A 10,329-nucleotide genomic window follows, 5' to 3' on the forward strand; every position below is an offset into this window, starting at 1 on the left:
ACCGACACTTCTCAACTCCCCTGTCGTACCCGTGTGCTGGGACTGTGCCGTGCCTGTGAGTGCACCGGCGCGTCCGGCCGGTCGTGAACCGCGGGCAGGTACACGGTGAAGACCGTCCGCCCCGGGGCGCTGTCGACGGTCACGCCGCCGCCGTGCGCGGCCGTCACGGCCTGCACGATGGCGAGCCCCAGGCCCGTCGAACCGGTCGCGCGGGAGCGCGCGGAGTCGCCGCGGGCGAACCGTTCGAAGACGTGCGGCAGCAACCCGGCCGGGATGCCGGGCCCGTCGTCCTCGACGTCCACGCACAGCCACTCCCCGCCGCGCCGCACGCGTGCGGTGACGGTGGTGCCCGGCGGGGTGTGGTTGCGGGCGTTGCCGAGCAGGTTGACCAGCACCTGCTGGAGCCGGGCGGGGTCCGCCGCCACCGGGGCCGGCTCGTCGGGCAGGTCGAGCCGCCAGGTGTGGTCGAGGCCGGCCGCGCGGGCGTCGCTGACGCTGTCCACGACGAGCGGTACGAGGTCGGTCCGGCCGAACTCCAGCGGCCGCCCGGCGTCCAGGCGGGCGAGCAGCAGCAGGTCCTCGACCAGCAGGGTCATGCGGCCGGCCTCGGACTCGATGCGGCCCAGCGCGTGCCGGGTGTCGGGGCCGACCCGTTCGCCTCCCCGGCGGGTGAGTTCGGCGTAGCCGCGGATGGAGGCGAGGGGGGTGCGCAGTTCGTGGCTGGCGTCGGCGACGAACTGCCGGACCCGCGTCTCGCTCCGCTGGCGGGCGTGCAGTGCCCCGTGGACGTGGTCCAGCATGCGGTTGAGCGCGGAGCCGACCCGGCCGACCTCGGTGTGCGGGTCGCACTCGGACTCCGGGACCCGTTCGTCGAGGTTCACCTCGCCCGCGTGCAGGGGCAGTTCGGAGACCCGGCCGGCGGTGGCGGCGACCCGGCGCAGGGGGCGGGTGGCGACGCCGACGATGACGGTCCCGGCGAGGGAGGCGGCGACCAGACCGGCGGCGGTGACGCTGGCCTCCACGAGGACCAGGGTGCCGATGGTGTCGTCGACGTCGGAGGTGGGCAGGGCGGCGTAGTAGCCGTCGTGGTACTCGACGCGGTAGTCACCGAGGTTGGGGATCTCGACGGTGTGCGGTTCGCCGTCCCGGGGGACGGAGGCGAGCGCGGTGCGCTGGGTCCCGTCGAGGGAGACCGGCGTCGTCCTGCTCGGGTACGTGCTCTCGTCGTCCTTCAGGCCGTACTTGGCCTCGACGACCTCGCCGCCCTGTGTCTCGGCGACGATCGTGTCGCGCGGCTGGGGGCCGCCGTGCGTGACGAACCCGTCGAGGTCCGTTCGCTGCGGGCCCACGCCGCCGGGCCCCGGATCGCCGGGCGGCCCGATTCCGGACACCCGCCGCGCGACCTCGCCCACCTGCCGGTCCAGCTGCTCGTACAGGTGGGAGCGCAGCGCCAGGGTCGTCACCGTGCCGATCACCGCGCACACCACCGCGATCAGCGCCACGGAGGCGACGACGAGCCGCGTCCGCAGGGTCCGCGGCCGCGGTCGTCGCCACCGGGTCATGCCGCGGGCTTGATGAGGTACCCGGCGCCGCGCCGGGTGTGGATCATCGGTTCGCGCCCGGCGTCGATCTTCCGCCGCAGGTAGGAGATGTACAGCTCCACGACGTTGGCCTGCCCGCCGAAGTCGTACGACCACACGCGGTCCAGGATCTGCGCCTTGCTCAGCACCCGCCGCGGATTGCGCATCAGGAAGCGCAGCAGTTCGAACTCGGTGGCGGTGAGGTGGATGCCGTCGCCGCCCCGGGTGACCTCGTGGCTGTCCTCGTCGAGGGTGAGGTCGCCGACGACCAGGACGGAGTCGGAGCGCCGGTCGGCGGCGCCGGAACGCCGGATCAGTCCGCGCAGCCGGGCGACGACCTCCTCCAGGCTGAACGGCTTGGTGACGTAGTCGTCCCCGCCCGCGGTCAGTCCGGCGATCCGGTCCTCGACCGCGTCCTTGGCGGTCAGGAACAGCACCGGCACGTCCGGCAGGTCGCGGCGCAGCCGCCCCAGCACGCTCAGGCCGTCCATGTCGGGCAGCATCATGTCCAGTACGACGGCGTCGGGCCGGAAGTCGCGCGCGGTCCGCACGGCGCCGAGGCCGTCGCCCGCGCTGCGGATCTGCCAGCCCTCGTAGCGCAGGGCCATGGACAGCAGCTCGGTGATGGACTGCTCGTCGTCCACTACAAGCACCCGGACGGGGCTCCCGTCCGGCCTGAGCAGTTCGGTGTGCCCCTGGGGCGAGGTCGTGGTCATGGCGGACAGCCTGTCGGGGCGCTCTGAGAGGGTCCTTTCCCCAACCTGTGATTTCTCTGAGAAACCCTCGGGGCCGCCCCTCAGGTGCCGCGCCCTCCGGTGCCGCCCCCCAGTGCCCCCGGTGCCGCGCCTCCGGTGCCGCCCCTCAGGCGTCCGCGGTCAGCCCCTCCGCCGTGAGGGTGAGGTGCCGGACCAGTACCTCGGCCGCGGTGTCGGCGTCGCGGGCCAGCGCCGCCTCCTCCAGCCTGCGGTGCTCCTCGACGCCGTCCCGGCCGGGATTGCGGTGCGTCGACCAGCGGCGGGCCAGTTCGCTCGCCGTCCACAGCCGGTCGAAGGTCTCCAGCAGCACGGGGTTGCCGCAGCCCTCCATCAGGGCGCGGTGGAAGAGCCGGTGCGCCTCGGACCACGCCTCGCTGTAGTACTCGCCCTCCTCGGGCACGTACACGGGCGTGCGGGACAGCCGGTGGTGGGCGGCGCGCACCCGGGCCTCCCAGTCGACGTCGCCCCGCTCGACGGACATGCGCAGCAGCACCGGTTCGACGGTGCGGCGGGCCTCCGCGATCTCCTGCCAGCGGCGGTCCGAGTGGGCGGGGACGGCGAAGCCGCGGTTGGGCAGCCGTTCGGCGAGCCCGTCGCCGACCACCCGTACGAGCGCCTCGCGCACCACGGCCAGGCTCACGCCCCGCTCCTTGGCGAGGTCCTGCGGCTTGAGGGCGGCGCCGGGGGCGTGCTCGCCGCGCATGATCGCGTCCCGCAGCTGGGCGTAGACCTGCTCGGAGAGCATCCGCTTTCCCGGCGGCGGGGACGGGGTGGGGCCGGTCTGAGTCATGGAGGCAGCATAGACGATCCCTTGAATAATCGATTATCGGTGTTATGGTCGATTGCAGCGGCCGGTAGCGAACGGCCGCCCACGACACGGCACGGCCCGCCCCCAGGGCCGTCCCGCTCGAAAGGAACGACGCGATGAGCGCCAACGACCCGTTCGCCCGCCTCCCCGAGGTGCCCTCCTTCACCCTCACCAGCACCACCGTCACCGACGGCGCCGCCTGGGCACCCGAGCAGTGCTCGTCCGGCGTCCCCGGCGGCAAGGACCTCTCCCCCCAGCTGTCGTGGAGCGGCGCGCCGGAGGGCACCCGGAGCTACGCCGTCACCGTCTACGACCCCGACGCCCCCACCGGGTCCGGGTTCTGGCACTGGGCGGTCGCCGACATCCCCGCCGCCGTCACGGAGCTGCCCGAGGGCGCCGGCGACGACACCGGAGCGGGTCTGCCCGAGGGCGCCTTCCAGCTCCCCAACGACGCCCGAGTAGCCCGCTACATCGGCGCCGCCCCGCCGGCCGGGCACGGCCCGCACCGCTACTTCGTGGTGGTGCACGCCCTGGACGTCGAATCCATCGGCGTCCCGGCCGACGCCACCCCGGCCGTCCTCGGCTTCACCATGGCCGGGCACGTCCTCGGCCGCGCGGTCCTGACCGCCACCGCCGAGACCCCCGCCTGACGCACCGCGTGTCCAGACTCATCGACACCACGGAGATGTACCTCCGCACCGTCCTGGAGCTCGAGGAGGCGGGCGTGGTCCCGCTGCGCGCCCGCCTCGCCGAGCACCTGGACCAGAGCGGCCCCACCGTGAGCCAGACCGTCGCCCGCATGGAACGCGACGGACTGCTGCGCCTCGCCGCCGACCGGCACCTGGAACTGACCGACGCGGGCAGGCGGCTCGCGACACGCGTGATGCGCAAGCACCGGCTCGCGGAGTGCCTGCTCGTCGACGTGATCGGCCTGGAGTGGGAGCAGGTCCACGCGGAGGCGTGCCGCTGGGAGCACGTGATGAGCGAGGCCGTCGAACGCCGCCTGCTGCGCCTGCTGCGGCACCCGACCGAGTCCCCCTACGGCAACCCGATCCCGGGCCTGGAGGAGCTGGACGAAAGGCGCGCCGCGGTCCCCGGCCCGGCCCCCGCCGGGAGCACGGTCCGCCTCCTGGACCTGGCCCCCGGGCCGGACGGCGCGAGCGCGGTCGTGCGGCGCATCGGGGAGCCGGTCCAGGCCGACCGGGCACTGCTGTCCGGCCTGCGGCGGGCCGGGGTGCGGCCCGGCGCCGTCGTGAGCGTCACACCGTGGCCGGGCGGCGTGACGGTCGGCAGCGACGGGCGGACCGTCCGGCTCCCCGCCCGGACCGCCGCGCACGTCTTCGTCGCCCCGCGCTGAACCCGGCGGCCGGACACCGGTGGGCGCCGGCCCCTCCCCCCCTGCCGGTGCCCGCCGGTCCCGCACCTCAGCTCCCGGCACCTCCCGGCAGCCCGAACAGCCGGACGGCGTTGTCGTGGCACACCCCGCGCAGCCACGCGTCCCCCAGCTCCAGGCGCTCCAGGGCCTGCAGTTGGTGCAGATAGGGATACGGGATGTTGGGGAAGTCGGTGCCGAGCAGGACGCGGTCGCCGAGGTCCGCCAGCCGGGGCAGCGCCCGGCGCGGGAAGGGCGCGAGCCGCTCACTGAAGTCGGTGAACGCCATGGTCGTGTCCAGCCGCACCTCCCCGTACCGCTCGGCGAGGTCCAGGAAGTCCTCGTACTCGGGCATGCCCATGTGCGCGACGACCAGCCGCAGCCGGGGGTGGCGGGCCAGGACGCGGGCGATCGGCTCGGGCCCGGTGTGCTTGCCGGGCGCCGGTCCCGAACCGCAGTGCACGACGACCGGAACCCCCGCCTCGGCGAACACGCCCCACGCCGGGTCGAGCAGCTCGTCGGCCGGGTCGTACGCGCCCACCTGCACGTGCGCCTTGAAGACCCGCGCCCCCTCCTCGACGGCCCGGCGGACGTACGTCTCGACGCCCGGCTCGGGGAAGAGGGTGGAGGTGTGCAGGCAGTCGGGGGTGCGGCGGGCGAAGTCCACCGCCCAGTCGTTCAGCCACCGGGCCATGCCCGCCTTGTGCGGGTAGAGCATGGCGGTGAAGGCCCGCACCCCGAACGCGCGCAGCAGGTCCGCGCGTTCGTCCTCCTCGTGCCGGTAGGTGATCGGCCACTCGACGCCGCCGGTCAGCGGTCCGAGCGCGTCGAAGTAGGTCCAGACCTTGCGCAGCACCCGCTCGGGCATGAAGTGCGTGTGCACGTCGACCAGCCCGGGCAGTCCGAGCCCCTCCCAGAACCGGCGGACCTGCCCGGCCTCGTGATCATTCATGCGGCCACGATCGCCCTCCGCGCTCCCCCGGACAAGGGGCGGCGGGAGAGGAGGACGGAGTGGAAGGGGACGGAGAGGGAGGTCAGAACAGCCCGTCCTGCACTCCGGCCGCCCGTTTGAGCTCCCGCAGGGGCACGGTGCACGGCGCACCCTCGGCGGCCACCAGCTCCCACCCCGGCATCAGCCGGGTGTCCAGCACTACGACCCCGCGCTCCGTCGCCAGATGCAGATCCGGCCCGGCGGCCGCCACCAGCTCGCCCCCGATCGCGCCGCCCGCCACCAGCTCGGCCACCTCCGCCACGGCGGCCGGCCCGCGCTCCGCCCCCTCGAGCCCGAAGACACCCGCGTGGTCGACCGCGTCGAACGGCGCCGGCGTCAGCGACTGCGGCCAGCCGCCGAGCGCAACCGCCCGCGCGTGCAGACCGGCGATCTCGGCCGCCCGCTCCGCCGCCGACCCGGGCAACGCGTCCCGCACCGCGCGCTTGTGGGCGTACGGGACGCGGTCGGGCACGCCCAGCGCGGCCCGCAGCAGCTCCTCGGTCCGGCGCGCGGCCATCAGCGGCCCGCAGCCCAGCCAGCTGAAGCACACCGCCCCCTGCTCGAGGAGCCGGGCGGCCCCCCGCTCGTACGCGGTGATCCCCACCTTGACCAGGCCCGGCCCGAACCACGCCAGATAGACGCGGTACGGCCGCGGGTCGTCCGCCATGGTGTCGGCGGCCACGGAGTGCGCCCGGTCGAGGCGCGCGCACTCCTCGCACCGCGCCCCCGTGCTCCGCCCCGGCACACCGGCCCGCACGGGACACGCGTGGCCCCGTGCTCCCACACAGATCCGCACACCCCCCTCGGGCCCCTCGGCCCCCTCGGCGACCCCGAAGGCCACCCGCTTCCCCCGGACCAGCGCACTGCGCCGGCCCCCGACCCACGACAGCACGGGACCGTCCGCCGCCCACCGCAGCCCCGCGCACTTCCACGCCTGTGCCATCCCCACCGACAGTAGAGGGCACCACTGACAACGGCCGGTGCCCCGGACCGACGACGACCGGGCGGGCACTCACCCATGGTGAGCGCCCGCCCGGTCGTACCGTATGGCCATGGCAGAAAGTGAAGCGATGTGCCCCGAGCGCCTGGTCATGGAGCACGTCACCAGCCGCTGGGGCACCCTGGCCCTGATCGCCCTGCTGGACCGCCCCCACCGCTTCAGCGAACTGCGCCGGGAGATCGGCCGGGTCAGCGAGAAGATGCTGGCCCAGACCCTGCGGACCCTGGAGCGCGACGGCCTGGTGCACCGGGACGCCCGGCCCGTGATCCCGCCCCGCGTGGACTACTCCCTCACCGACCTCGGCCGCGAGGCCGCCGAGCAGGTCCGGGACCTCGCGCGCTGGACGGAGCGGCGGCTGGCGGCGGTCGAGCGGGCCCGCGAGGCCTACGACGCGACGAGGCCCTGACCCGCCGCCACCCGCCACGCCACCCGCACCGCCCGCGCCACCCGCACCGGCGTCAGCGCTTCAGCACGGCCTCCATGACGCGCTTGGCGATGGGCGCGCCGAGCCCGCCACCGGAGATGTCCTGGCGGGAGATGTCCATGTCGGTCGGGTCGATGAACACGGCCACCGCGACGGAGGACCCGTCGTCCTTCTTGCCGTAGGACACGAACCAGCCGTACGGCACCTTCTCGTTGACGTCGACACCGCGCTGCGCGGTACCGGTCTTGCCGCCGACCGTGATGCCGTCGATCTGGGCGCGCCGGGCGCTGCCCTCCTTGGCGGTGAACTCCATCATCTCCTGGACCTTCTGCGCGGTCTCGGCGGAGACCGCCTCGCTCATCACCGCGGGCTCGGTCTTCTCCAGGGTGTCCAGGTCCGGTCCCTTGACCTCGTCGACGACGTAGGGCTGCATCACCTTGCCGTCGTTGGCGATGCCGGCGGTGACCATGGCCATCTGCATCGGCGTACTGGTGAGGCTGCCCTGGCCCATGCCGGTGAGGGCGGTGCCGGGCTTGTCGAGGTTCTCGGGGTAGAGGCTCTTGGTGGCGAGCAGGTCGCCGAACTCGTCGGAGTACACGTCCTCGTTGAAGCCGAACTTCTCGGCCGTCTCGCGCATCTGGTCCTGCCCCAGCTTGGAGGCGGCGTCGAGGAAGACGTTGTTGCAGGAGTACTGCATGGCGGTCTTCATCGAGGCCTTGTTGCAGACCGCGTCACCGGCCTCGCTGCCGATTTTGTTGGTGGACTGCGGCAGCGGGTACGGGGAGACGGCGTCCGTGCGGGCGTCGACATCGGTGACGATGCCGTGCTCCAGCGCGGCGGCCGCGGTGAGGATCTTGAAGGTGGAGCCCGGCGGGTAGGTCTCCCGCAGCGCGCGGTTGGCCAGCGGCTTGTTCTTCTTCTTGTCCAGCGCGACGAAGCGGTCCGACTCCTTGAAGGTGTTGCCCGCGAACACTGACGGGTCGTAGGAGGGCGCCGAGACCATCGCCAGCACCTTCCCCGTCTGCGGGTCGAGGGCGACCACGGCGCCCCGTGCGCCCTTGAGGTCGGTCAGCCCGTCCCAGGCGGCCTTCTGCGCCTTCGGGTCGATGGTGGTGACCACCGAACCGGGCCGCCGGCCCTCACCGCTGACCACGTCGGCGAACCGCTGGAAGGCCAGCCGGTCGTCCTTCCCGGTGAGGATGGAGTCGTAGGTCTTCTCCAGCAGCGTCATGCCCTGGGCCTGCGACGCGTAGCCGGTCACCGGCGCGTACATCGGCCCGTCGACGTAGGTGCGCTTGTACTTGAGGTCGGTGCTCTCGGTCTCCTTGGAGCCGGTGATCGCCCGGCCCCCGACGACGATGTCGCCGCGCGGGGTGGCGAACTGCTCGATCTGCACCCGCCGGTTCTTGGTGTCGGAGGCCAGCTCGGGGGCCCGGACGTACTGAAGCCAGTTCGCGCGGATCAGCAGGCCGAGCACCAGCAGCCCGCAGAAGATCGCCACGGCCCTCAGCGGCTTGTTCACCGTCGGCCTCCGTCGGGGCTCGGCCGGTCGGCGGATATGAAGACGGGTCCTCTCAACATGGGCACACCCTAGACACAGTTGAGTGCGGTACTCACGCCGGTCCGCCGTCGTCGCCGTGCCGTCCGGCCCCGGACCGGCGGCACCGGAACGCCCGTCGGCGACAATCCGTCGGAACCTGTCACTCACGCCACTGGGGCACGCCCCGGGCCCTGCATAGCGTGCCCGCATGAACCCCGCCGGTCTCCTCCCCTACGTCATGCCGATCGCCATCGGCCTCCTCGTCGTCCTGCTGCTGTCCCTCGTTCCCGCACGGCACCGCCGCCCCCTGAACGCCCTCGGGATCGCCGGCGCCGGGGGCGTCTACTTCTCGGGCGGCGGTTTCGGCGTCTGGGAGCTCCCGTTCGGCGCGCTCATGCTGTACGTCGCCTACCGGGGCCTCACGTCCTGGACGTACATCGGCATCGGCTGGCTGCTGCACACCGCCTGGGACATCGCGCACCACTTGAAGGGCAACCCGATCCTCCCCTTCGCCCACGACTCGTCCCTGGGCTGCGCGATCTGCGACCCGGTCATCGCCCTGTGGTGCCTGAGCGGCGGCCGGCCCCTGCGGGAACTCGTCCCGGCCCTCGCGCCCAGGGCGAAGGCATAGAGGCATAGGCACGGCACAACAGGCCCAGGTACGGCGAAAGCCCCGTGGAGAGATCCACGGGGCTTTCGCCTCACTGTGCACTCGGCAGGATTCGAACCTGCAACCTTCTGATCCGTAGTCAGATGCTCTATCCGTTAAGCTACGAGTGCTTGTGTTTTTCAGTTTTACCGCCGCTCCCGGCCCTTCCGGCCCGCTCGCGGCGACAGGAAGAACATTACATGACTGCCGCCGCCATGTGAAATCCATTGGCCACACCCCTTGCGACCTGCGCAAACGCCCATTCGAGGCCGACCGGCAACACAGAAGCCCCGGCCGTCGGGCCGGGGCTTCGGTGATCGTGCGGAGGCGGAGGGATTTGAACCCTCGATGGGGTGTAAGCCCCAAACCGCATTAGCAGTGCGGCGCCATAGACCGGACTAGGCGACGCCTCCAGACAACATCACCACTTCGCGTGCGAGCGCGAGTGGCGCGTGCCGATGATGACACAGTTGAGCGCGCTGTCACCAATCGGCCCCCACGGTACTAGGCGGGCAGGCCACAGGGCAAAGCCTTACGGCCCGGCCGCCCGCACGGCGTGCCTCCGCCCGGCCCACCCCACGTCCGGACGCGCAACGTCCCGGCCTCCGGCGCGTTGGTCAGGTCATGTTCCAGGTCTCCCGCACCCCCGCCGCCCGCCTCCTCGGCGCCGCCGCCCTGTCCGCCGCCGCCCTCGCCTCCGTCTGCGCCGCGCACCCGGCCGCGGCCGCCGGCCCCGGCACTCCGGACGGCGACCACCTGACGGTCACCGTCCGCGACGCCGGCCCCGGCATGGACGGCACGTACGAGCTGTCCTGCCACCCCGCCGCCGGCGACCACCCCGACCCCGAGGGCGCCTGCGCCGTCGTCGAGGGCGACACCCGGTGGGGCCGGGACACCTTCGCGCCGGTGCCCGAGGGCAGCGTCTGCACCATGCAGTACGGCGGCCCGGCCACAGCGCACGTCACCGGCGTCTGGGCCGGCCGCCCCGTCGACGCGACGTACGACCGCCGCGACGGCTGCGAGATCTCCCGCTGGGACCGCATGGTGCCGCTGCTGCCCGACCTCGGGGGCGCGGCCCGGTCCTAGGGACGGAGGGCGGCCGACGGGCATCGGTCACACGTTCTGCGTCACTTCCTCGTGCGACCTACGTCCCGTCCCACGCCGCCCGCCGGGCCCCAACCCTTAGACTCCCTCGCGTGACACGCTGCGG

11 protein-coding genes and 2 tRNA genes are annotated in these 10,329 nt (G+C 73.2%); 5 read left to right on the plus strand and 8 right to left on the minus strand.

Annotated features, from left to right (window positions below; all coding sequences use genetic code 11):
* Window positions 1–11: 11 nt before the first annotated feature.
* The 3 genes from Sco07f_RS05705 to Sco07f_RS05715 form a co-directional block, all read right to left on the minus strand.
* Window positions 12–1,562: a sensor histidine kinase gene (locus tag Sco07f_RS05705; RefSeq protein ID WP_108987157.1), complete on the minus strand. Its 1,551-nt coding sequence runs from the start codon at window positions 1,560–1,562 to the stop codon at window positions 12–14.
* Entirely contained in the window at window positions 1,559–2,296 is a 738-nt protein-coding gene (locus Sco07f_RS05710; RefSeq protein ID WP_167468032.1) for a response regulator transcription factor, read from the minus strand. The genes Sco07f_RS05705 and Sco07f_RS05710 overlap by 4 nt, the downstream gene beginning before the upstream one ends.
* A gap of 145 nt (window positions 2,297–2,441) precedes the next feature.
* Complete coding sequence (locus tag Sco07f_RS05715; RefSeq protein WP_007451392.1) at window positions 2,442–3,125, minus strand: GntR family transcriptional regulator; 684 nt, start codon at window positions 3,123–3,125, stop codon at window positions 2,442–2,444.
* A 134-nt stretch (window positions 3,126–3,259) separates the two neighbouring features.
* Between Sco07f_RS05715 and Sco07f_RS05720 the strand changes: the two genes are divergently transcribed.
* Both Sco07f_RS05720 and Sco07f_RS05725 read left to right on the plus strand, forming a co-directional pair.
* Window positions 3,260–3,793 carry a YbhB/YbcL family Raf kinase inhibitor-like protein gene (locus Sco07f_RS05720; protein ID WP_108987159.1) on the plus strand — a complete coding sequence of 178 codons (534 nt, stop codon included), beginning with the start codon at window positions 3,260–3,262 and terminating at the stop codon, window positions 3,791–3,793.
* A gap of 8 nt (window positions 3,794–3,801) precedes the next feature.
* Complete coding sequence (locus tag Sco07f_RS05725; protein ID WP_108987160.1) at window positions 3,802–4,500, plus strand: iron-dependent transcriptional repressor DtxR; 699 nt, start codon at window positions 3,802–3,804, stop codon at window positions 4,498–4,500.
* A gap of 67 nt (window positions 4,501–4,567) precedes the next feature.
* Here the strand turns inward: Sco07f_RS05725 and Sco07f_RS05730 are convergent, their stop codons facing one another.
* Window positions 4,568–5,467, minus strand: coding sequence for an amidohydrolase family protein (locus Sco07f_RS05730; protein ID WP_108987161.1), 900 nt, complete (start codon window positions 5,465–5,467; stop codon window positions 4,568–4,570).
* Window positions 5,468–5,549: 82 nt separating this feature from the next.
* Window positions 5,550–6,449, minus strand: a complete 900-nt coding sequence (locus Sco07f_RS05735; protein WP_108987162.1) for a DUF2797 domain-containing protein — start codon at window positions 6,447–6,449, stop codon at window positions 5,550–5,552.
* A gap of 103 nt (window positions 6,450–6,552) precedes the next feature.
* Between Sco07f_RS05735 and Sco07f_RS05740 the strand changes: the two genes are divergently transcribed.
* Entirely contained in the window at window positions 6,553–6,912 is a 360-nt protein-coding gene (locus tag Sco07f_RS05740; protein WP_007451378.1) for a winged helix-turn-helix transcriptional regulator, read from the plus strand.
* Between the two features lie 52 nt (window positions 6,913–6,964).
* On the opposite strand, the gene Sco07f_RS05745 is transcribed toward Sco07f_RS05740, so the two are convergent.
* Window positions 6,965–8,452, minus strand: coding sequence for a peptidoglycan D,D-transpeptidase FtsI family protein (locus Sco07f_RS05745; protein ID WP_108987163.1), 1,488 nt, complete (start codon window positions 8,450–8,452; stop codon window positions 6,965–6,967).
* 226 nt (window positions 8,453–8,678) lie between these two features.
* On the opposite strand from Sco07f_RS05745, the gene Sco07f_RS05750 reads away from it, so the two are divergent.
* The gene (locus tag Sco07f_RS05750) at window positions 8,679–9,101 is read left to right on the plus strand and encodes a DUF6010 family protein (protein WP_108987164.1); all 423 of its coding nucleotides are present in this window, start codon (window positions 8,679–8,681) and stop codon (window positions 9,099–9,101) included.
* A 76-nt stretch (window positions 9,102–9,177) separates the two neighbouring features.
* Here Sco07f_RS05750 and Sco07f_RS05755 read toward each other — a convergent pair.
* Both Sco07f_RS05755 and Sco07f_RS05760 read right to left on the minus strand, forming a co-directional pair.
* Window positions 9,178–9,250, minus strand: a tRNA-Arg gene (locus Sco07f_RS05755).
* Between the two features lie 191 nt (window positions 9,251–9,441).
* Window positions 9,442–9,532 (minus strand) — tRNA-Ser (locus Sco07f_RS05760).
* A 211-nt stretch (window positions 9,533–9,743) separates the two neighbouring features.
* Between Sco07f_RS05760 and Sco07f_RS05765 the strand changes: the two genes are divergently transcribed.
* On the plus strand, window positions 9,744–10,205 hold the full coding sequence (locus Sco07f_RS05765; RefSeq protein WP_087790326.1) for an SSI family serine proteinase inhibitor: 462 nt from the start codon (window positions 9,744–9,746) through the stop codon (window positions 10,203–10,205).
* The last annotated feature ends 124 nt before the right edge of the window (window positions 10,206–10,329 follow it).

Origin of the sequence: Streptomyces coelicoflavus, assembly GCF_003112555.1 — a bacterium.
In the GTDB taxonomy this organism is placed as follows: Bacteria; Actinomycetota; Actinomycetes; order Streptomycetales; family Streptomycetaceae; genus Streptomyces; species Streptomyces coelicoflavus.